Below are 19,650 nucleotides of genomic sequence, written 5' to 3' on the forward strand. Positions count from 1 at the left end.
CGGCATGTAATCAGACAAACGGGGCGTTTGGTATCGGTCAGGTGACTGACAAAGCAGAGTTGTTCGCTGGAAAGCGATTACAGCCCGGACCTACGGCTCTGTATTCACCTCGCCAGCCTCACCAGCGCGAATGCTTTGCGTTCTGCAGACTCCGAGTAATGCGTGCAAGCCACGGAATTCGAGCGCGAGAGCTACGTCGGTCAAGGACGTTGCTGTGTCCTTGTCTCCTTACTTTCGCGCCCCATGATCGTATCGGCGGAAGTGTCCGACGCCGATATCGACATCGTCCCGCCTGCGACGCTCACCCGGTGATCGTCGGTCGCGGTGGAAGTCTGGTCCGCGGCCCGCGGGGTGGGCGGCGCCAGTCCGGCATGGCACGACTGCGGATAAGCAACGCGCCCTGGTCCTACAGCGGCAATTGCATCTCGCTGGCGGGACGAAGGGTGGGCTGTCGGCTAATTCGGTGATGAAGTACCGCAGGGCCTCGGCGTTGGTCGCGTCCATCCGGGTGGGTCGACGCCCGTGCGACTATTGGTGTGGGTGAGATCGAACATCACCGACTGGATAGGCTCGTCGATCGCCGGCTCCACGATTGGGGTGTCATCCCGGATGAAAACCATATCGGTCGGTGATGGCTTCCCTATATTCATTGCGATCAGGAAGGTCAATCCACCCAGCGGACGGGGATTGTCGGAGTCGCGTGTGTACCTTATCCTGCCTCAATTCATTTGGGGCATTGTCCGCTGTACTTGTCCAACCCGCGGCCGCCGTTGCGCTTCTTGCTGCGGCCTTTGGGTCCATCGGCCGGAGTGCGCACCCATTTGCCTGTGGAGTCCAGGCCGGGCATCCGTTCGGTACCAACACGGCTATAGCGGGTTTCTCCGTCGACAGTGAGCACACCGTCTTGCACATCGATGTGAGCGACCGTCGCCCAGAAGGAGTTCTTGCTGTTCCCGACATAGACCAGGATTTCGTCCGCATCCGGGCCTGGAAGTCCACTCCTGCCGGCGCGGCCGTAGCGGATTGCTACGCGGGGGCGACCGAACTTGTCCAGGGCACCTATTCCGTTGTCGACGCTTTGGTAAATGTTGACCAGCAGATCACCGTTTTCATTGGGGAGCACTCGCACCTGCTCAACGGCAGGCTTGTTGCCTTTGCCCGGGCCTTTGCTGTCCCCGTGATGGTGGATGAATGGCCACTTCTTGAGATCGCCCTGGTGGCCTTTGTCTCCGCTGATGATGACGTAGCCGTTGGTCTCCTCGTTCCGGCAAAAGAAGTACACGTCGAGGTCCCCGGTGCCGTATTTCGCGACGTTGCCTTTGCGGTCGTATGTGGCGCCGCGACCATCCCACTCGAGACCTACGGTGAGCACCCATTTGGGGTCGCCCTGACTTTTTCTCAGGTCAATCCGTGCGGTCTGGTTAGGTGAGTCCTTGGTCAGAGTCACCTTGACTTTCTCGAAGGAGATCCCAGGCGCCGCGTCAGGGTGCGGGTGAGGGGCGGGTGTTGCAGGTGCCGTCGGAGTCGCGACTGCAGCCTTCGCCGCTACGAATGCGTCCTTGGCAGCGGCGAACACCCCCTTTGCTGCGGTGATCGCTGGGTTCTCCGAGGGCGGTGCCGCTGCGGCCGCGGTGGTATCTAAGGCCTCAATGGATGGTGGGGACGTATTGGGGGACTCGACGTCGATGCCGTGCTCCGTGGCGAAGGCGGCAAGACCCCGGCTGTATCCCTGGCCGATGGCGTCCAGCCGCCAGGCTGACCCGCGCCGGTACAGCGCGACAACCTGCAGGACCGTCTCGCTGGTCAACCCTTCGGGCGTGAAGGTGAGAGCTTGGTCGGTGCCTCGGATGTCGACGGCGAGGGTGGGGACATCACAGAACTGCTTCCCCTGAGCCTCGGTGCTGGCGGTGACGACGACACGGTCGATCTCCGCTGGCAGGGCGTGCAGGGCGATCGCAATGGTCTCTTCCGACAGCAGAGTCACGCCGGAGGCCTTCGGGTTGTTGAAGAAGATGAAGTCGTCGTCGTCGCGGACCTTGCCGTGGCTGGTCAGCAATACCGCGGCGATGTCCACTGTCCCGGAGGGCCCTGGGGTTGCGATCCGCACCGTGTAGCGGTCATCGGTCAGATCGGTCTTCGACCCCTTGGACACCCCGACCATCGACCATCTCCTCGCCATCGCACCAATTCGGCGAAGGAGTCGCCGTCCGTTCATGCTTTCACAACCCGCGAGGAGAGTGTGATCCGCAGGCCGATCGCGTAGCGCTAATCGCCCCGGGGAATGGGAGGCCCACTGATGGTCTCCGAGCATGAACCGAATGCTGTGACGCAGACTGTCCAAGATGGTGTCCAGTCACCGGATCAGTGTTGACTAGAGGCAGCGGTTGGAGCTCGCGGGTTGCCTACCAGGGCGACTGTCGATGAAGTTTGAGGGAGTCCTGCACCCCGCGGCTACATCGATTCGGCCCTGGCGGATATGTGACGCAAGTGACGCACCCGGTCGGTGCGCTACATGTCGGGGCTCTTATCTGCGGGGGATGCCATGGCACCCCTGAGTTCGGGGGCATTCCCGAGCGGGCGTGGCCCGCTTTCTAGGCGATCAGGAGCGGATTGGCGCAGAACTAGGAAGCGTGACAGTGCAATGAGGGAGAGGCGATGCGCTAGTCAAGCGAGCGCGGCGATAACGAGGGGGTCGCCGCGATCATCATACGACCTTGGCTAGTCGTCGACTATCGGTGTCTCTGATAGTTATTCAGTAAATGTGTTTAGCCACGCCTTCACCGACTCCGCGTCTGCGTAGCCTTTGTCCCGAAGTGCCGACACAACGTCTCCGCCAGAGATCATCGCCACCGGGTGCTCGTCAGTTCGTACCTCCGTGTAGACCTGACTGTGGAAGTATGACAGCGTCACGAACACGCCGAAGTGCCGATACCGCAATCGGGAGATTAGGCGACTCATCGCCTTGACGCCGATCGGGCTGTCGATTGCGTAGCACTTGGCTTCTAGCGCAAAGTCGATCGCGATCGGATCGGACGGCGGTCCCAACATGTACTGGCCCACCGCATCACGGCCGCCGTCTCTGGTTGGACGCGTTACGTCGACGCGCCCGGTCGACGGCGCGATCAATTGCCAGATCGCTACGGCGCATGCCTCGAAATCGTTCGGTCGGCCGTCGAAGTGAGCATGAATCGTGCGAAGGATCGCCATACCTGTCGGCGTGGTGGGTAGTTGATCCGCCTTGCTGCGAACGATCAGGGTCGGTGGCGCGAGGAGCGCTCGATAGGACCGACCCTCCACCCATTCCCGCCACCCAGTCGGGCAATCGGGCGCCGATGTTGCGCTGGCGCCATCCCTCAATGCGGCGAGCCACGTACGGGGAATCACGCCTGCGTCCAGGACTGTGAATCGTGCGCGGTAGTTTTGGAATCGCAGTCCACCAGTACTGCGCCAGATCGCGACCAGCTCGTCATCACTCGTGAGAGTCTCGGCACCGGGGGCGAGTAGGCCACGAAATCGAACCGACCGACCAGGAAGCGCCTTTTCGAACAGGAAGAACGGCGGCACCTGGTCCCGGTCTCCAATTCCACCATGGGCAGCCTCGAAAACACTACGAAGTAACCGGTTTCCACCGTTGCTGGTCTCGTGAAGCTCGCACCCGGGTTTCCTGTTGTCGCCGTAGTAGGTGAACACGCCGGTCTGTGGATCCAGGAAGTCAGGCCAGTCAGGCTCCGCGCCGGTCGTGAAGAGCACGGCGTACTTAACGCCGCCAGGACTCTTCTGCGAACCTGAAATTCGGAAACCGCTTCGATTGCCCACACCCATCAAACGAGGAAGCGGTTCGTCAGCCAACGTCCCCTTCGTGCCGGATAGGTAGATCGCGTCGACGTGCAGATCGGCCGCCGCCAGGGAGTCGAATGGCACCTCGTTCGCTTTGCTTACCATGCGAGAAACAGTATCCGAACGCACCGACACGGCAGGGCGGACCATCTCATGTCGTAGGTACAGTCAGCTGTTGGGCGGAAGCCCGCATTACATGAGGCGATGACAGTCGCGGCACAGGCCTGGGGCTTGCTCACGGGCCGCTAACCGCTGGAGTTAATGTGCGTGCGCCAGTCGTCAAGTCCGCGGCACGTAGATGCTTTGCACCCTATCTGGTATTGGTCCGTCGACGACAAGTCGGTAACGCTTCTTGTTTCTACACCGACCACCTGGATAATTGCGCGCCAGACGTGCGCTCCCACCGCTAAGGGCCATTCGTGAATAGTTTGATTGTCGTCGTTCCTGCTGTGCTGTTGCTGGCGCTCACTGGCTGCGCTGGACAAGACCGCCTCCAGCCCGAAGGCGCCGACGCCAGCTCCCCGGTCGCCACTAGCGTGGCCACCGCGACTACGGCGCCATCGACCAACACATTCAGTGCACCACCGGCGGAGGAACCAGGAGCGGCGGAAACCACGGTCGTCGTGACCGAAGCCGCAGTAGATGAGGAGCCGTTCGTGTGCTGCGGTCCTTATGGGTGCCGCCGAGGAATTGGGGCACACCGTGGGCAGCTCGACGGTGATGTTCCCTCACCTCCTCGTCCACCATGAAGAGAACAAGCGCCGGATTCGCCATGCGCTCGGTGAGCGCGCCTTTCAGGCCGCCCACCGGGAAGGGCGGACGCTCGGAATTCAAGGTGCCATTGTTTATGCCCTGAGCGAGCCGCCCAGGGGCACGACGCCGCCCGCTGGTACCGCGACGAACCTGACCAAACGTGAATGGCAGGTCGCCGACCTTGTAGCCAAGGGATTGACCAACAGGGCGATCGCCGCCAGTCTCGTCATCTCGGACCGTACCGCCCAAGGCCACGTAGAACACATCCTGACCAAGCTCGGATTCACCTCACGAGCACAGATCGCGGCCTGGTTCGTTGACCAGACCCGACGCGAAGAACTCTGATCGTTCGAGCTCAATCAAGTTTGATGTGGGCGTGCAGGCTGCGGTTGAGACGGGAGCGCGAACAGGGGTGAGCGGTACAGGGGCGTCTTGGGAACGAATGGGGACGGCGCGCGATCTTGGACAGTCCGTCCAGACCTCCGGCTTCGTACTGTTTGCGCCTGTCGTGACAGTTTGTCAGGAGACCTCGAACCGTTCGGGTACGTCGACGATGCGTGCGCCGTCACGCACCTCGGGGACGGCTCGTAGTCGGATCTCCACGGTCGGTGGCGCGTCCCGGTTACGGCATCTGGTACGGCGCCGTCAGTCCTCGCGGCGGGTTGGCCGAGGCGTTTCAGAGCGCCCGGGTGATCGACCGGCACCGCGGCGACCCGTATCTGACCGGGCTGCGATTCACCCGCCAGCTGAGACTGCTCGATGTGTCCGGCATCGGGGAGGGGGCGTGGGTGACCCGGGTCGGCGGCAACCACGCCCTCGACTCCGCCGCGCACGGCCGAACCCAGCACTGGGCCCGCACCATTCACCGGGCCCATGACGATCTCGATGGGATCGCCTACCGCGGCCGGTTCGCCGGCGGTGTCTGCATCGCGATCACCGAACGCGCCGCCGACGCGTTTCCTGCGCTGCCGGCGTTGTCGCATCCCGGGTTGTCCGGGCCGATCGACAGCGCGGCCTATCAGCTGGGCTACACCATCACCTGACGCTGCGACACACGCGTGGGCGAACCGGCTGGGCACACGGCGTCCGGCGCCGGGGTCCGCGATGCTCCCGCACGTGGCGCGGCGAGTAGAGCTCACACCGCCACAACGCGAGTTCCAAGAGCAGCTCACGACGTACAGCACGATCCGTGCCGCAATCGGGGTAATCCACTCACCCACGAAGGACCGAGAAAGCGGACCGTCGGCCGTCTGAGCCGAACTATCAAGTATTTGAATCAGGTCGAGCGGAATGCGCCCACGCGGAACTATCCGACGGTCTCCGTTGTTGACGCATACAGCAGTCGCGAAGTGTCGCGGCACTCGACGAAGGAGCACAAGAGATATGCGCATCGGAATCATCGGAGCTGGTCAGATCGGTGGCACGCTGACACGCAGGCTGACTGCGCTCGGTCACGATGTGCGCGTGTCGAACTCTCGGACACCCGACACCCTCGCAGACCTCGAGGCGGAGACCGGCGCAAAGGCGGTACTGAACACCGAAGCCGCCGAGGGTGCAGACCTGGTGATCGTGAGCATCCCGCAGAAGAACGTCGTGGACCTTCCCGCCGACATCCTCGCAGGCGCAGCCAATGGTGCTCCGGTGATCGAGACCAACAACTACTACCCGCTGCAGCGAGACGGATTGATCGCCGCCATCGAAGACGGTCAGGTAGAAAGTGAATGGGTGCAAGAACACCTCGGCGTGCCGGTGTTCAAGGCATTCAACGGAATCTGGTGGAAGCACCTTCTCGAGAAGGGCCTACCGGAAGGGTCGAGCGGACGGATCGCGATCCCCGTCGCCGGCGACGACGCACTCGGCTTTGACCCTGTCGATGCGGGCACCGTCGAAGATTCCTGGCGTCAGCAGCCGGGAACCCCGGTCTACGGCAAGGATTTTGATCGGGAGGCGACGTTGAAGGCACTGGCGCAGGCAACGCCTGAGCGCACAGACGAGTGGCGTGCTGTGGCGCAGTGAGCGCTCGGTGTCGAGCGGCGGTTCCCAATAAGGAAGACGCCGCCCGGCCGGTGGGTTGGTCCTGGTGCGACGCGCGCGCCCAGGACGGCATCGGTATCGCGGCTGCGGGGCGCGGGCGCCTGGTCCGGTGTACGGCCAGCCGCTGGGCAGCGTGCGGGCGGTACTCATTTCGGTGGTTGTTGCGGGTGGCGGACCCGGATCGGGACCTGGTCGACGATTCGGTCCCGCTGGCTCCCGGGGTGGCCTGCCTGCACAACACCACATCGCGACCCGCGCTAGCCGCGATGTCCTGATTTGGCTCGTTGACGCACAACTTGTTGGACATGCACAATCGCTGAACGCCACTTCCGGTGCCGTCGCCCTCCGCAGCGCGTTCAAATACAAGGTCTGGCGCACTCGACTGCCCTTAATGCATACAGCTCCCAGGGACTCCACCAGCTCCCAGGCAAAAATCGGCCGGATACCCCTTGCATGCGTCGGAGGCTGTATCCCGGCCGCGCGGTGACGGGATACGAACCTCCGACTGAGGTGGCTTCAGAGGCGGGCTACGCAGTCAGATCGATGATGAGCTTGCCTGGTTGGCCGTGGGAGAACGAGTCCACGAAGGCAGCCGGCAGCTGCTCGAATCCGGGCAATACCGATTGCACGGCCTCCAACTGTCCGGAACTGAGGAGTTCGGCGAGCGTGGCTTCAACCTCTGCCGCACGGTCCATGTAGTCGAGCACGACGAATCCCTGTGTGAGGATACGCTTGGTGAGAAGCTGTCCGAAATTTCTTGGGCCGGATGGTCGTTCGGTCAAGTTGTAGCCGTCGATCAGGCCACACAACGCGATGTGTGCGTGGTTGTTCAGCCGGGCGATCGACGCCTCGAACATCGGGCCCCCCGAGTTCTCGAAGAGGCGGTCGATGCCGTCCGGTGTTGCCGCCTCGAGCTGGTCCTGCCAATCAGGGGCCTTGCGATCGACGACGGCGTCGGCGCCCAGTCGAGCCACCATCGAGCACTTCTCGGCGCCTCCTGCGATGCCGACAACCTGTGCGCCCGCCTGCTTCGCGAGCTGGGCTGCCACGCTTCCGACTGCGCCAGAGGCGCCGGAGATCAGAACGGTGTGCCCTGGTTCCGGCCGCAAGATGTCGCACACTCCGGCCCACGCGGTCAGGCCCGTCATCCCGAGGACGCCAAGGTAGTGCTCCAAGGGAACGACCTCGCGTGATGCGATCCGGTCCCAGTCGGTACCGGGCGAGCTGACGATCTGGTGCCGTTGCCAGCCGACGAAGCCACGAACGATGTCGCCCGCGGTGAAGTTGCTGTTGCGTGAGGCGGTCACGCGGGCCAGTCCGAAAGCGCGAACTGGCTCTCCGATTGCGACTGGCGGAAGATAACTCGGTCGGTCGTCGAGCCAGCCCCTGATGGCCGGATCGATCGAGATGAAGAGGGTCTCGAGTGCGACGTCGCCAGCCTTGAGTTCGGGCAGGGCGACGTCCTCCACGCGGAAGTCCTCCAAGCTCACGTGCCCGTGGGGGCGCTGCGCGAGGACGATCTGTTGTGATGAATTCACGGTGTGCTACTCCTTCGTCACCAACGACGGTAGAAGTCATGACAAGGCGAAACTTGGCCCTATGCGCACGGGAGTCGAAGAGCGCGCACAGCGCGCATCTCGATGCCGAATGCGATGCGCCTGAGGAAAGCAGGTGCGCGCAAACAGCCAAGACGTGATGTCCATCACTTCATAGGGTCGGTGACAAATGGGCTTCGTGCCGAAAAGCCCTCCTGGTAGATCTGGAGTCAACGCAATGAATGACACACGCGCCGACCGACCTCTTAAGATTGCGGTCACGATCGATGACTTCGTCCTGTGGGACGGCGTTCCCATGCCGGACGACACGACTCCCACCGACATCACGCGGTCTGTGGCGAAAACGTTGAACGACTACGGACTCAAGGGGACCTACGGCTTCTCTCACACATACCGGCTCGAGAACGAGCCAGAGCAAATCGAGGCCTTCGAGGCGTGGGCCGAAGCAGGCCATCACCTGGGTAACCACACTCACCAGCATGCGCCGCTGCGCTGGATGCCCGAGGCGGCATTCCGACGCGATTTTGAGACGGCCGAGAAGTACATCGGTCATCTGATCGACGCCGCACCGTCGAAGTACTTCCGGTACCCCATGGACATGTCGTCAGGATCCGAACGACGTCGAGGGGAAGTCGAGAACTACCTCGCTGATCTCGGCTACCGCACTGCCCCGATCACCAGTTGGTTCAGTGATTTCGCGTTCATCATGCCGTACTTCCGCGCGATGACCCTAGGCGACAAGGACGTGCAGAAGCAGGTACGCGACCTGCACGTGTCGACCGCTGTTGACATGCTCTACCAGCACGCGGACACCGCGCATACCCTGTTCGGTGCCGACGCGCCTCTCATCTGGCTCGTACACGGCACCACGATCTCTCGTGACACCCTCGCTCCGATCCTCGAGGCATTCCTCGAGCGTGGCGTGGAGTTCGTAGCCCTCGATGAGGCGATGAAGCATCCGGTGAACTTCGGGAAGCCGCCGTGTAATGAGAGCTTCACCAACCAGCTTCAGAGGTTCGCGCTTGCTGCGGGCTTGCCGAAACCTGAACTCGACGTCGAGCGGCTTGCCGAGATCCTGAACCTCGCGCCCATTCCCGGCCTCGACACGATGGCGACTTACGAAGAGCGCATGTTCAAGCCGTTGGCGAAGCGGGTGGGAGCTGAGTACGACTGGGATTGGTCCTGAGTCGGCAATCCACATTCACAACGTCACACCGTCATTATCTGAAAGCAGGATCATGCTCAACCTGGCCACCATGCTTGCCGACACTGCTCGACGCACTCCCGGCAGAACCGCTGTCATCGAAGGTGACCGAACCCTCACCTTCGGTGAGATCGATGCGGCTGCGAACAGTGTTGCCCGTTTTCTTCTCTCACGGGGGTTGCGCCCAGGCGACCGCGTTGCCCTGACGATCGCGAATGTTGTCGAGTTTCCGATTGTCTACTTCGGCATCCTCAAGGCCGGTGGAGCCGTCGTGCCGCTCAACACGATGCTCAAGCGGGAGGAGGTTGCCTACCACCTCCGTGACTCGGGCGCGACGGTGTACTTCTGTACCGTGCTGGGGCTCGACGACGAGGCGTGGCGCGGATTCCAGGACGTCGAGTCCTGTGAGCATCTGGTCACCCTTGGCTCCGCAGTGCTCGATGAGCCAGGCGTGGGAACTACCCTGGCTGACGCATTGGCCGAACACCCCGCGGAAGAGGTCCTGCAGGTGACCGAGGCAACGGACACAGCGGTGGTCCTGTACACGAGCGGGACGACCGGCAAGCCGAAGGGGGCGGAGCTCACCCACGCCAACATGGTCCTCAACGCCATCGGGCATAACCAACTGCTCGACGCCCGAGCCGACGACGTACACCTGGTCACTCTTCCGCTCTTCCACTCGTTCGCACAGACCGTACAGCTGAACGCCGGCTTCGCAATGGGGGCCACCCTGGTCCTGCTGCCACGATTCGACGCAGCCGAGGCCCTGGCGTTGATCACGCAGCACCGGGTGACAGTCTTCGCCGGTGTCCCGACGATGTACTGGGCTCTGCTCAACAAGGCCGCTGACGGAATAGACGTTGACCTCGCCGGTCTCCTGCGAATCGCGCTTTCCGGCGCAGCTGCCATGCCCGTCGATGTGCTGGAGCGGTTCCGGGATGTCTTCGGTGTCGGGATCCGGGAAGGCTACGGACTCTCCGAAACCAGTCCCACCGTCACGTTCAACCCGCTCGACCAACCAAACCGGTCGGGATCGATCGGCAAACCGATCTGGGGAGTAGAGGTGAAGCTCATCGACGATCACTGGAACGAGGTCCCCGCCGGTGAACCAGGAGAACTCGCCGTACGTGGATACAACGTGATGAAGGGATACCTGGGGCGGCCCGAGGCGACAAAGGAAGTGATCCGCGACGGCTGGTTCCGCACGGGCGATATCGCAACGCGAGACGAGGACGGCTACTACTCCATCGTCGATCGCGCCAAGGACTTGATCGTGCGGGGAGGCTTCAACGTCTATCCGCGCGAGCTCGAGGAGGTGATCATCGGCCATCCAGAGGTCAGCCTCGTGGCCGTCGTCGGAATCCCCGATGAGCGAATCGGTGAGGAAGTGAAAGCCTTCGTCATCCGCGAGCCCGGATCGGAGTTGAAGGAGGAAGACCTGATCGGCTGGTCACGGGAACGGTTGGCGGCTTACAAGTACCCGCGCCTGGTGGAGTTCAGGGATACCTTGCCGATGAACGCGACAGGAAAGCTACTCAAGCGGGCTCTGCGATGATCACGCCGTTGGCGTGGGCGCCGGCGCGCGCTAGCGTCGACGGTGGCACGAGTCGCAGTTTCGGCATAGCGGTGGGAGAAGGTGCTCTGACGTTGTATTCCGTCGATACGTTGCGCAGCAACGAGCACGACCAGCGCGAGCGCGGTGATTGGTGGCGCGATCAGGTCTCGTCGATCCACTGTCCGATGGCCTTCTCCCTTGCGGACGGCTACCAGGGAACCCTTCAGCATCAACATTCGGACACGTACCAGCTAGTTCGTTGGTGGGGCGAAGCGGAGGTCCTCTCCCGCACGGCAGCGGACATCCGTCGACATCCACATGGCGCCTACGAACTGCTCCTACCGGTCCGGGGCGAAGTGATCCTCGAGCAGGATCGTCGTGAAGCCACGATCACACCGGCGGTCATGGCTCTCACATCGCTGGACACCGCGACTGTTCTGCGCCATGGTGATGGCTTCTCTTCTGTTGCATTCGTGATTCCACGTGACCGGATCGAGGCGCGGGTGCCGACATTGCCGCAAGCTGGCACCGTCCTCGATGCGACATCTGGACTGGGACGCATCGTTGTCGACGTGGTCAGTAGTCTGCGCAGGGAGCGGCACGAGCTCACCGGGAGTCAGTTCGATGCGATAGCCGACCGAATCGTCGATCTCGTGGCGCTCGCCTACAACGCAGACACGGCCACCCCCTCCGTCGATGTTCAGGAAGGGTTGGTCACCGCCATCCGGCGCTTTGTTCGAGAGAATGCGCACGACCCGAACCTCACAGGAGCCGTGGCAGCGGCGCGCCTCGGCTGGTCGCTCCGGCACGTTCAGGCCCAGTTGCAGCGGATTGGGACAACACCGTCGGATCTCATCCGAGAGGAGCGTCTGGCGTTGGCGCGGTTGCGTCTGCAGGACCGTGGCTGGAGCCACCAGAGCGTGACTCAGGTGGCATACTCCTCAGGATTCGGCGACCTCAGCACCTTCAGTAATGCGTACCGGCGGGCCTTCGGTGAGCGCCCTTCCGACACACGTTCTGCGGCATCCGCAAACGACTGAATCAGCGGCCCGCGGGCCCGCTCGACGACCGGGTCTGCGCGTGTCTGCTGCGCGCGATGCAAGCGAAGTGCGCTGCCCCCCAAGAGATAACGCCAATGTGGACCTAGCGTAGATGGCATGAATAGTGCAACCACCTTAGAAGTGCGACCGGCGCCCGACACCCTCTTCTCTGTCGCCGGGCGGACCGCCGTCGTAACCGGTGGCTCACGAGGGATCGGCGCCACGATCGCCCGCGGCCTGGTACTGGGTGGTGCCCACGTTGTCATCACCAGCCGAAAGGAAGAACAGTGCCGCGCGACGGCCGAAGCCATCAATGCCGAGGCAGACGCTGCGGGAACGGCAGGACGCTGCACCCCCGTCGCCAGTGACCTGTCGTCGGCCGAAGGGGTGACCGGTCTGGTCGACTGGCTCGGCGAGCACCTGACAAGCATCGACGTCCTGGTGAACAATGCCGGGGCCACCTGGGGTGCGCCACTTGAAGAGTTTCCCCTCATCGGTTGGACGAAGGTGCTCAACACCAACCTTGTCGCTCCGTTCTACCTCATCACGGGAACGCTTCCGCTTCTTCGCAATGCGGCACGCCCCGACCGGCCCGCTCGTGTCATCAACATCGGCAGCGTGGATGCCTTGGCTACACCTAGCTGGGAGAACTACTCCTACAGTGCGAGCAAAGCCGGGCTGCACATGGTCACCCGCCATTTAGCCAAGCAACTGGCTTCCGACGGCATCACCGTCAACGCGATCGCCCCCGGACCGGTCTTGACGGACATGCTCGGACACGTCGCGGCGGATCCAGAGGTCGAGGCAGAGCTCCTCGAGCGCGTCCCGCTGGGCCGCTACGGACAAACCGACGACCTGATCGGCACGGTCCGGTTCCTGGCCTCCCGTGCCGGCTCTTACCTGACCGGCACCATCATTCCGCTCGACGGCGGGATCTCCGGCTGCGCCGGCTGAACCTTCGCCTCCACCTTCTTCCACGTACAGCAATCACCGATTCGAGGAACAACCATGCCTGAAGTTGTCATCGTCGCCCCTGCACGTTCGCCGATCGGAAGAGCCATCAAGGGCTCCATTGAAGGACATTCGGCTCGATGACCTCCCCGTCCAGATGGTCACGGCCACGTTGGCGAATCTACCCGCACTCGATCCAAGCGCCATCGACGACCTCATGCTCGGTGTCGGCGAACCCTCATCAAACTCACTGCAGACGCACGACAAGCAGTTCGGCCTCGAAACCATGTGCGTAGGCGGAGGACAGGGCATGGCACTGATCCTCGAACGCTCTCCTGACCCGAAATTACATCGATCCAATCCTTGAGAGGTACCCCATCTCGTGAACGCATCACCTCATCCCGAACACCGCCGTACCGCAATCGTCACCGGTGCTGCACGGGGAATCGGCGCCGCCGTCGCGCAGCGGCTCGCCGCAGACGGCCACGCTGTCGCCGTCCTCGACCTCAAGGAGGCCGCCGCCCAGTACGTGGTCGACACGATCACTCAGGCCGGAGGCACTGCACTTGCTGTCGGCGCAGACGTCTCCAACGGAACTGGTGTCGAGAAAGCAGTGGATAAGATCACAACGGAGCTCGGAGCGCCGGTCGTTCTGGTCAACAACGCTGGCGTCACCCGCGACAATCTTCTGTTCAAAATGTCGGCCACCGACTGGGATACCGTCCTGAACGTCCACTTGCGTGGCTCGTTCCTGATGACGAGAGAGGTTCAGGGACACATGACTCAGGCCGGTTTCGGACGGATCATCAACCTCTCGAGCGTGTCGGCGCTCGGAAACCGCGGTCAAGCGAACTACGCCGCAGCCAAAGCCGGGCTGCAAGGTTTCACCAAAACCCTGGCCCTCGAGCTCGGCAAATTCGGCGTTACCGCCAACGCCGTTGCTCCCGGTTTCATCGAGACCGAGATGACAGCCGCGACGGCAGCGCGAATGGGAATGAAATTCGACGATCTCAAGAAGCGGGCGGCCGCCGACATCCCCGTCGCCCGAGTTGGGGTCCCCGACGACATCGCACACGCGATCTCATTCCTTGCCAGTGAGGGAGCCGGATTCGTCTCCGGGCAGGTTCTCTACGTCGCCGGAGGGCCCAAAGTATGAAGACACTCAACGGAATCGATGAATTGCACGCGGTGGCGAACACCCCGATCGGCTACTCGTCATGGCACACCCTCACACAGGAGAAAATCGACGCGTTCGCTGACGCGACGGGTGACCACCAGTGGATTCACGTCGATCCCTCACGGGCTGCTGACGGACCGTTCGGTGCCACCATCGCCCACGGACATCTGCTGACTTCGATGATCCCGATGCTTGTATGGGAGGTCTACGTTGTCGACGGCGTCCGAATGGGAATCAACTACGGGTCGAACAAGGTTCGATTCCCGGCACCCGTTCCCGTCGGTTCACGGATTCGGGCTGGGGTTGAAATAGCAGACGTTGAAACCGTTCCCTCGGGCGTCCAGGTTGTCACGGCCGTCACGATCGAACGCGAGAATGCCGACAAGCCGGTTTGTATTGCTGAGATTGTCAGCATCTACTTTCCGAATTAACGTCGCAACTTTGCGAAATCCCCACCGGATAGATTGCACGATGACAAGTGATCGAAGGGGGCTGCACTGGCTCAGCGGGTCCGCTTGCGGCGACCACGTCGCGGCGGAAACTCTTCGGGGAACGGCTTCGGGATCGCGAAAGACTTCGGGATTTCCGAGGCGACCCTGCACAACTGGGTCAAAATGGGTCTCGGTGACGAGGGAAGTGGGGAGTGAGGCTCCGGTGAAGACGTCGCCGAAGGAGATTCGTGAGTGGGCGATCAGCGAGGGTCACGAGGTGTTGTCCCGCGGCGGATTTCGGCCGAGCTCGAGCGAGCCTTCCGTGATGCTCAGGTAGCGACGCCGGTCGCGTGAGTCGCAACATTGCCCTGTTCCAAAGTGTGGCCATCCTGCCAGGGAGGCTATGAGCCTGCGGGACGATGATCTTCGGCGCCGTGCGGTGGCGGTTGTCCGCTTCGCTCGGCGTGAACTCTGAGGGGGAATCGACGGTTCGCCCACAAATTGAGCTGTGGTGGTGCGGTGTGGGTAGCCTGCTCCCATGTCGCAGCCTCCGCCTTTCAGTCCTACGGTCACGCTGCTCACGGTGAGCCGGGTGTGGGAGGCGGCATTCACCGACGGTTTGAAGCCGCTCGGGTTGACTACCCGCAAGTACGGGCTGTTGGGGCACATCCGCGGGACGCCGGGCATCTCGTTCAGTGAGCTCGCTCGGCGTTCCCGCATCACCGTGCAGAGCGCTCACACGGCGGTCGCGGCGTTCGTCGAGTCCGGGTTGGTCGACGACTCGACCGCGCACGCCGGGGCCGCCTCGACCCTGCGGATCACGGCGGAGGGCGAATCACTGCTGGCTCGCGCGGCCGAGGTAGTGGCCCGTCTCGATGACGAGTTCGCCGCGCAGCATCCCGAGCTGACCGAGGCGCTGCGGGCGCACATGGTGCGGGTGATGTCGGCGACTGACTGACACCTCACCCGCCAACCTTCAGTTAGGCTGAAGGTCATGGAATCGTTGTTGCTCTCCCTCCACGTCGTGGCGGGCATCCTCTTCGTGGGCCCGGTCGCGGTGGCCACCAGCCTGTTCCCCCGGCACGCGCCGGTGACCGCCACAGTGGGCGGTGCGCAGCAGATCGAGCGGAACATCAACACCGCCCGGGTGCTGCACCGGATCACCCGTATCTACGGCGTCCTGGCGATCGCGGTCCCGGTCGTCGGCCTTCTCCTCGCCACCGTGCAAGGCCGCACGAGCGAGGTCTGGGTCGTGGTCGCGATGGTGCTCACCGCGATCGTCGGTGGACTGCTCGCCCTGCAAATCGCCCCGCTCCAACAACAGGCGCTCACCACACCCGACGACGGAACCCAACTCCGGCGCCTCGGCATGGTGACCGGCCTGTTCAACCTGCTGTGGGTGGTCGTCGTCGTGCTGATGATCGTGCGACCCGGATCGAGCTACGTATGACCGGGTTGCTGCGGACGCTGGCCGTGCTCTCGGCACTCGAGACCGTCAGCGTCCTGGCGTTGCTGGCCAACCTCGGCACCGTGCACGACGCCGCGGTCGCCGGTGTCCTCGGCCCGATCCACGGTGCGCTCTACCTGTCCGTCGCCGTCACGGCACTGCTCGGTCGCGGCCTGACGACCTGGACCCGCATTGGTGCGCTCGTGCCCGTGCTCAGCGGCCCTCTCACGATGGTCAACCTGCGGCAGGAGGCGCGCAGCGCATGAGTCTCAGACATTATCTGCGCCGACCGCCGGCGATCAGCGCCGCGGAGGCGGTCCGCCTCGTCGAACACGGTGCCCTCGTTGTCGATGTCCGCCGCCAGTTCGAGTGGAACCGGGTACACATCCCCGGCGCCGTGCACGCGCCACTCGAGGAACTATTCGACCGCTGCCTGGAGTTCCCCGACGACCGTCTGCTCATCACCTTCTGTACCGGCGAAATTCGCTCGGCCGGGGCTGCGAACCTGCTGGTGGAGAACGGCTTCGATGCGGTGAACATGAGCGGTGGCCTCGTCCACTGGCGCGGTGCGGGAGGGTCACTGACCGCCCGGTGAGAGGGTGGCACTCTCCCCGCGATCCCGTCCCTTGCGACACTGGTCGAGCTGGCACCCGGCCTGGGCGGATCGTCTAAGGGTGTGCGCCGCCCGCCCGATACTTGGTGTCATTCGCTCGATATGCAATGGGTGTCGACTGGAGTGACGCCATGTCCCGCAAGGGCAGAGTGGTGGTCCGCGCGCGTTGTCGGCGTTCTTCTCGGCGCCACGCGGAGGCATAGTTCTACTCGCACTCCGCTGGGGTGGGATGCTAAGACCGTGAGCGAGCGAAACGTAGCCGACGTCGAGCGTGAGCTCGCCATGCTCGCCTACGTCCGCGACCGCCTCCGGGTCTCGGAGGGGCACAGACTTACGGATCCCGACCACCGCCGTAGACCGGGTTCTCGATGAGCTCAACAGTCTCGAACGGGCGCCGCGGAAGCGGAACTGACCCCCGCCGGTGCGGACCGGTGGCGGGGCCTCGCATCTGAGGTGGCCGGCCGCGCACGGGTTGTAGCGGCCTCTATGAGGTGGATCTACGCATATACCCCGCCGATGACCCACGACAGCGCTCGCGTTCCGGCCTTCTCGTTGCCGTCCACCGGTTTTTCGGGTCGGCCGCAGGGCAGGAGTGGTGCAATGAAGGTGTGTGACGAGGTGAGTGAGCGATGAAGCAGGTCCTGAAGGCGGTGCTGGTGTGCCTGGTGGTCGGCGCCGCGGTGCTGGTGGTGTGGGCGGTCGCGTCGCGACCGCACCCGCCCGAGCCGCCGCGCCCGCTGCCCGAAACCGCGGTCATGGTCCACGGCCGGCCGACGACGTGCAGTGAACTCTTCGGGCAGCCCTGTGATTTCGGGTTGCAGTCCGCCTTCAACCGGTGGGGGCCAGGCCTCGCTCCGTTCGTCGATTCCGGGGTCCTGGGCCCGTACGCCGAGCGGATCGGGTTCGTGGCGTCGGCGAAGCTGAGTCTGGACGCCTGCGCACTCTCGCACACCACCGGAAAGACGGTTCTCGAATTCATCGAGCAGGCGAAACGGCAACACCCGGACGCCGGCAGCCCCGAACTGTTTTCATTCTGGAACCGGACCCGGCAAACCCTGTGCCCCCTGTGACCCGCACCGTCGAACACGGCACGACGTCGACGATGTTGACGCCGCATCACTTGTCGTAGGCGATACCGTCCTTGTCCCGGTCGAGTTTCGTCGAGTAGCCGGGCTCGCCTTGGTAGATCGGCGCCGCACCGGCTGCTTTTGCCTCGGCGCAGGACGCGAAGCTGAACCGTGTCGTCGAAGTCGTCGGCGAACACCGGTCGTCCCCTTGGACTGCGGAAGTATGTCGGGTTGCGTACAATTTTTTGTACGTAGTAACTGGAGGTGTGCTCATGCGAACCATGACCTACTCGGAGTCTCGCGCGCGGTACGCCGAGGTCCTCAACGCCGTCGTCGATGACCGGGAAGAAATCGTCATCACGCGGGCGGGTCACGAGCCGGTGGTGATGGTTTCGCTCGACGACTATGAGTCGTTGAAGGAAACGGCATACTTGCTCAGGAGTCCGGAGAACGCCCGCCGGCTGTTGGGGTCGATCGATCGGTTGGAGTCCGGCGGGGGAACTGTCCGGGATCTGGCTGAATGAAACTTGTCTGGGACGAGTCTGCGTGGGAGGACTACGTCTGGTGGCAGGCGCAGGATCGGAAGATCGTCAAGCGGATCGACACACTACTCAAGGATGTCGAACGCAACGGGAACGACGGAATCGGCAAGCCCGAGCCCCTCAAGCACGGTTTTCAGGGCTACTGGTCCCGGCGTATCACCGATGAGCACCGGCTGGTTTATAAAATTGTCGATGATCAGATCCGCATTGCTGCCTGCCGTTACCGCTACGGACACTGATCGCGCTCACCACGGCGGCTGGGCTTGTCGACAACGACTGCGGAATGGTTCTAGTCCGCTGGGCATGGCGCTCCGACTGTCCGCGTGTCGGGAGGGCTCGCAGTAGGCAGGATTGGTGGTTGAGGTGTGGCCGACCCGCCGAGTTGGGGGACGTCTTGGTGGCTGGGCTGGACGCCCTGACCGACCGCGGCCTGCTGACCGGTAGAACCGATCGGCAGCGTCTGCTGACGATCGGCTTCGACGACCTTCGGGGAATCCTGCACCACGCGAATCGCTGCACGGGCCATCACCTCAGCCGACGAAACGGCCTCCCCGTACCGACGCTCTCGCTGCAGCCAGCTGATGCGCATGGACGGCGTGTTTCGGCCGGCGAGGGGCAGGGTGCCCTTGACGGTCGTTTCCACGATTCTGCCGATCACGGTCACCGCGACGCCCCGGAGGAGCAATGTGCCACCGGCCGAGGAGGAACCGGCGACGAGCCACGCCCTCGAACCCGGCGACGCTCCACTCGCGGGTCCACTTCGCCCAATCCGATGCCGAGTGCTCGCCGGCCAGGATGAGCCCGGCGCCGCATAGAAATAGAATGGTGTGATACGAACGCCTTCGCTGGATCGGGCGAGGTGGTCCGCGGCGGGGCTGCTCGTGAGCCGACCCGTGGGAGGTGGCCATGCAACCGTCCGACCGGATGCGGGCGCTGCCGCGGCGGGCCCGGGTCATGATCATGGTGACGATGGCGCTCATTGCGTTGCTGGTGATCGGGCCGCGTCTGGTCGTGGGGTATACCGATTGGCTGTGGTTCGGTGAGGTTGGTTACCGTCGCGTGTGGGGGACGGTCCTGGTCACCCGCCTGATCCTGTTCACGGCGGTGACGCTGCTGGTGGGTGCGGTGATCTTCGCGGCCGTGGTGTGGGCGTACCGGTCCCGCCCACTGTTCGCGGCCTCGGGCGCGAGCACGGCGAAGGATCCGGTCGAGCGGTACCGGGAGGTGGTGTCGCGCCGTCCGCGGTCGTTCACGGTGGGGATCGCATTGCTGCTGGCGCTGCCGTTCGGGCTGCACGCGCAGGCGAGTTGGGAGACGGTGCAACTGTTCTTGCACGGCGGCGCGTTTGGCACCGTGGACGCAGAGTTCGGGTACGACATCGGCTTCTACGTCTTCGATCTGCCGTTCTACCGGCTGATCCTGGCGTGGCTGTTCATCGCGGTG

23 protein-coding genes and 1 pseudogene are annotated in these 19,650 nt (G+C 63.5%); 19 read left to right on the plus strand and 5 right to left on the minus strand.

What is annotated here, in order from left to right:
• Nucleotides 1–724: 724 nt before the first annotated feature.
• Together AZG88_RS02420 and AZG88_RS02425 are read right to left on the minus strand one after the other, a co-directional pair.
• On the minus strand, nucleotides 725–2,161 hold the full coding sequence (locus AZG88_RS02420; protein ID WP_061696946.1) for a TerD family protein: 1,437 nt from the start codon (nucleotides 2,159–2,161) through the stop codon (nucleotides 725–727).
• A 587-nt stretch (nucleotides 2,162–2,748) separates the two neighbouring features.
• On the minus strand, nucleotides 2,749–3,942 hold the full coding sequence (locus AZG88_RS02425; protein WP_061696947.1) for a restriction endonuclease: 1,194 nt from the start codon (nucleotides 3,940–3,942) through the stop codon (nucleotides 2,749–2,751).
• 597 nt (nucleotides 3,943–4,539) lie between these two features.
• On the opposite strand from AZG88_RS02425, the gene AZG88_RS02430 reads away from it, so the two are divergent.
• From AZG88_RS02430 to AZG88_RS02440, 3 genes are all read left to right on the plus strand, one after another.
• The gene (locus AZG88_RS02430) at nucleotides 4,540–4,935 is read left to right on the plus strand and encodes a response regulator transcription factor (protein WP_320443236.1); all 396 of its coding nucleotides are present in this window, start codon (nucleotides 4,540–4,542) and stop codon (nucleotides 4,933–4,935) included.
• A 263-nt stretch (nucleotides 4,936–5,198) separates the two neighbouring features.
• Entirely contained in the window at nucleotides 5,199–5,633 is a 435-nt protein-coding gene (locus AZG88_RS02435; RefSeq protein WP_082833213.1) for an RES family NAD+ phosphorylase, read from the plus strand.
• A gap of 247 nt (nucleotides 5,634–5,880) precedes the next feature.
• Nucleotides 5,881–6,606, plus strand: a complete 726-nt coding sequence (locus tag AZG88_RS02440; protein ID WP_331712221.1) for an NADPH-dependent F420 reductase — start codon at nucleotides 5,881–5,883, stop codon at nucleotides 6,604–6,606.
• 545 nt (nucleotides 6,607–7,151) lie between these two features.
• On the opposite strand, the gene AZG88_RS02450 is transcribed toward AZG88_RS02440, so the two are convergent.
• Nucleotides 7,152–8,162, minus strand: coding sequence for an NADP-dependent oxidoreductase (locus tag AZG88_RS02450; RefSeq protein WP_061696951.1), 1,011 nt, complete (start codon nucleotides 8,160–8,162; stop codon nucleotides 7,152–7,154).
• 187 nt (nucleotides 8,163–8,349) lie between these two features.
• On the opposite strand from AZG88_RS02450, the gene AZG88_RS02455 reads away from it, so the two are divergent.
• The 13 genes and pseudogenes from AZG88_RS02455 to AZG88_RS02510 all read left to right on the plus strand — a co-directional run bounded on the left by AZG88_RS02455 (nucleotide 8,350) and on the right by AZG88_RS02510 (nucleotide 17,668).
• On the plus strand, nucleotides 8,350–9,366 hold the full coding sequence (locus AZG88_RS02455) for a polysaccharide deacetylase family protein (protein ID WP_231913793.1): 1,017 nt from the start codon (nucleotides 8,350–8,352) through the stop codon (nucleotides 9,364–9,366).
• Between the two features lie 52 nt (nucleotides 9,367–9,418).
• A complete protein-coding gene (locus AZG88_RS02460) occupies nucleotides 9,419–10,939 on the plus strand; it encodes a long-chain-fatty-acid--CoA ligase (RefSeq protein WP_005571152.1) in 1,521 nt (506 codons plus the stop codon).
• A 92-nt stretch (nucleotides 10,940–11,031) separates the two neighbouring features.
• Nucleotides 11,032–11,979, plus strand: coding sequence for a helix-turn-helix transcriptional regulator (locus AZG88_RS02465; RefSeq protein ID WP_061696963.1), 948 nt, complete (start codon nucleotides 11,032–11,034; stop codon nucleotides 11,977–11,979).
• A 117-nt stretch (nucleotides 11,980–12,096) separates the two neighbouring features.
• Nucleotides 12,097–12,933 carry an SDR family oxidoreductase gene (locus AZG88_RS02470; protein WP_061696952.1) on the plus strand — a complete coding sequence of 279 codons (837 nt, stop codon included), beginning with the start codon at nucleotides 12,097–12,099 and terminating at the stop codon, nucleotides 12,931–12,933.
• A gap of 54 nt (nucleotides 12,934–12,987) precedes the next feature.
• A pseudogene (locus AZG88_RS53285) lies at nucleotides 12,988–13,180 on the plus strand (acetyl-CoA C-acyltransferase); the annotation flags it as partial.
• 132 nt (nucleotides 13,181–13,312) lie between these two features.
• Nucleotides 13,313–14,086 carry a 3-oxoacyl-ACP reductase FabG gene (gene fabG / locus AZG88_RS02480; RefSeq protein WP_061696954.1) on the plus strand — a complete coding sequence of 258 codons (774 nt, stop codon included), beginning with the start codon at nucleotides 13,313–13,315 and terminating at the stop codon, nucleotides 14,084–14,086.
• Nucleotides 14,083–14,538, plus strand: coding sequence for a MaoC family dehydratase (locus tag AZG88_RS02485; protein ID WP_061696955.1), 456 nt, complete (start codon nucleotides 14,083–14,085; stop codon nucleotides 14,536–14,538). The genes fabG and AZG88_RS02485 overlap by 4 nt, the downstream gene beginning before the upstream one ends.
• 538 nt (nucleotides 14,539–15,076) lie before the next feature.
• Entirely contained in the window at nucleotides 15,077–15,496 is a 420-nt protein-coding gene (locus tag AZG88_RS02490; RefSeq protein ID WP_061696956.1) for a MarR family winged helix-turn-helix transcriptional regulator, read from the plus strand.
• A 36-nt stretch (nucleotides 15,497–15,532) separates the two neighbouring features.
• On the plus strand, nucleotides 15,533–15,988 hold the full coding sequence (locus tag AZG88_RS02495) for a hypothetical protein (RefSeq protein ID WP_061696957.1): 456 nt from the start codon (nucleotides 15,533–15,535) through the stop codon (nucleotides 15,986–15,988).
• Nucleotides 15,985–16,251, plus strand: a complete 267-nt coding sequence (locus AZG88_RS02500; protein ID WP_061696958.1) for a hypothetical protein — start codon at nucleotides 15,985–15,987, stop codon at nucleotides 16,249–16,251. The genes AZG88_RS02495 and AZG88_RS02500 overlap by 4 nt, the downstream gene beginning before the upstream one ends.
• Nucleotides 16,248–16,580: a rhodanese-like domain-containing protein gene (locus AZG88_RS02505; protein ID WP_061696959.1), complete on the plus strand. Its 333-nt coding sequence runs from the start codon at nucleotides 16,248–16,250 to the stop codon at nucleotides 16,578–16,580. The genes AZG88_RS02500 and AZG88_RS02505 overlap by 4 nt, the downstream gene beginning before the upstream one ends.
• A 258-nt stretch (nucleotides 16,581–16,838) precedes the next feature.
• A complete protein-coding gene (locus AZG88_RS54920) occupies nucleotides 16,839–16,970 on the plus strand; it encodes a hypothetical protein (protein ID WP_269455023.1) in 132 nt (43 codons plus the stop codon).
• A gap of 257 nt (nucleotides 16,971–17,227) precedes the next feature.
• Nucleotides 17,228–17,668 carry a hypothetical protein gene (locus AZG88_RS02510; protein WP_061696960.1) on the plus strand — a complete coding sequence of 147 codons (441 nt, stop codon included), beginning with the start codon at nucleotides 17,228–17,230 and terminating at the stop codon, nucleotides 17,666–17,668.
• 46 nt (nucleotides 17,669–17,714) lie between these two features.
• On the opposite strand, the gene AZG88_RS49485 is transcribed toward AZG88_RS02510, so the two are convergent.
• Entirely contained in the window at nucleotides 17,715–17,948 is a 234-nt protein-coding gene (locus AZG88_RS49485) for an excalibur calcium-binding domain-containing protein (protein WP_331712222.1), read from the minus strand.
• On the opposite strand from AZG88_RS49485, the gene AZG88_RS02515 reads away from it, so the two are divergent.
• Together AZG88_RS02515 and AZG88_RS02520 are read left to right on the plus strand one after the other, a co-directional pair.
• Nucleotides 17,938–18,189 carry a type II toxin-antitoxin system Phd/YefM family antitoxin gene (locus AZG88_RS02515; protein ID WP_061696961.1) on the plus strand — a complete coding sequence of 84 codons (252 nt, stop codon included), beginning with the start codon at nucleotides 17,938–17,940 and terminating at the stop codon, nucleotides 18,187–18,189. The genes AZG88_RS49485 and AZG88_RS02515 overlap by 11 nt on opposite strands.
• On the plus strand, nucleotides 18,186–18,446 hold the full coding sequence (locus AZG88_RS02520) for a Txe/YoeB family addiction module toxin (RefSeq protein ID WP_009472328.1): 261 nt from the start codon (nucleotides 18,186–18,188) through the stop codon (nucleotides 18,444–18,446). The genes AZG88_RS02515 and AZG88_RS02520 overlap by 4 nt, the downstream gene beginning before the upstream one ends.
• 50 nt (nucleotides 18,447–18,496) lie before the next feature.
• Here AZG88_RS02520 and AZG88_RS53295 read toward each other — a convergent pair whose 3' ends face one another.
• Complete coding sequence (locus tag AZG88_RS53295; protein ID WP_231913795.1) at nucleotides 18,497–18,850, minus strand: hypothetical protein; 354 nt, start codon at nucleotides 18,848–18,850, stop codon at nucleotides 18,497–18,499.
• 263 nt (nucleotides 18,851–19,113) lie between these two features.
• Here AZG88_RS53295 and AZG88_RS02530 point away from each other — a divergent pair.
• The coding region (locus AZG88_RS02530; protein WP_197487770.1) for a UPF0182 family protein at nucleotides 19,114–19,650 on the plus strand (537 nt) is incomplete at its 3' end.

The sequence above is a fragment of the Rhodococcus sp. LB1 genome (assembly GCF_001583455.1).
Classification (GTDB): Bacteria; Actinomycetota; Actinomycetes; order Mycobacteriales; family Mycobacteriaceae; genus Rhodococcus_F; species Rhodococcus_F opacus.

Bases quoted from the DNA above. Each gene is read 5' to 3' on its own strand.
- AZG88_RS02420 (WP_061696946.1), bottom strand. From the start codon at position 2,161: ATGGTCGGGGTGTCCAAGGGGTCGAAGACCGATCTGACCGATGACCGC.
- AZG88_RS02425 (WP_061696947.1), bottom strand. From the start codon at position 3,942: ATGGTAAGCAAAGCGAACGAGGTGCCATTCGACTCCCTGGCGGCGGCC.
- AZG88_RS02440 (WP_331712221.1), top strand. From the start codon at position 5,881: ATGCGCCCACGCGGAACTATCCGACGGTCTCCGTTGTTGACGCATACA.
- AZG88_RS02455 (WP_231913793.1), top strand. From the start codon at position 8,350: ATGGGCTTCGTGCCGAAAAGCCCTCCTGGTAGATCTGGAGTCAACGCA.
- AZG88_RS02460 (WP_005571152.1), top strand. From the start codon at position 9,419: ATGCTCAACCTGGCCACCATGCTTGCCGACACTGCTCGACGCACTCCC.
- AZG88_RS02470 (WP_061696952.1), top strand. From the start codon at position 12,097: ATGAATAGTGCAACCACCTTAGAAGTGCGACCGGCGCCCGACACCCTC.
- AZG88_RS02485 (WP_061696955.1), top strand. From the start codon at position 14,083: ATGAAGACACTCAACGGAATCGATGAATTGCACGCGGTGGCGAACACC.
- AZG88_RS02490 (WP_061696956.1), top strand. From the start codon at position 15,077: ATGTCGCAGCCTCCGCCTTTCAGTCCTACGGTCACGCTGCTCACGGTG.
- AZG88_RS02495 (WP_061696957.1), top strand. From the start codon at position 15,533: ATGGAATCGTTGTTGCTCTCCCTCCACGTCGTGGCGGGCATCCTCTTC.
- AZG88_RS02500 (WP_061696958.1), top strand. From the start codon at position 15,985: ATGACCGGGTTGCTGCGGACGCTGGCCGTGCTCTCGGCACTCGAGACC.
- AZG88_RS02505 (WP_061696959.1), top strand. From the start codon at position 16,248: ATGAGTCTCAGACATTATCTGCGCCGACCGCCGGCGATCAGCGCCGCG.
- AZG88_RS02510 (WP_061696960.1), top strand. From the start codon at position 17,228: ATGAAGCAGGTCCTGAAGGCGGTGCTGGTGTGCCTGGTGGTCGGCGCC.
- AZG88_RS02515 (WP_061696961.1), top strand. From the start codon at position 17,938: ATGCGAACCATGACCTACTCGGAGTCTCGCGCGCGGTACGCCGAGGTC.
- AZG88_RS49485 (WP_331712222.1), bottom strand. From the start codon at position 17,948: ATGGTTCGCATGAGCACACCTCCAGTTACTACGTACAAAAAATTGTAC.
- AZG88_RS02520 (WP_009472328.1), top strand. From the start codon at position 18,186: ATGAAACTTGTCTGGGACGAGTCTGCGTGGGAGGACTACGTCTGGTGG.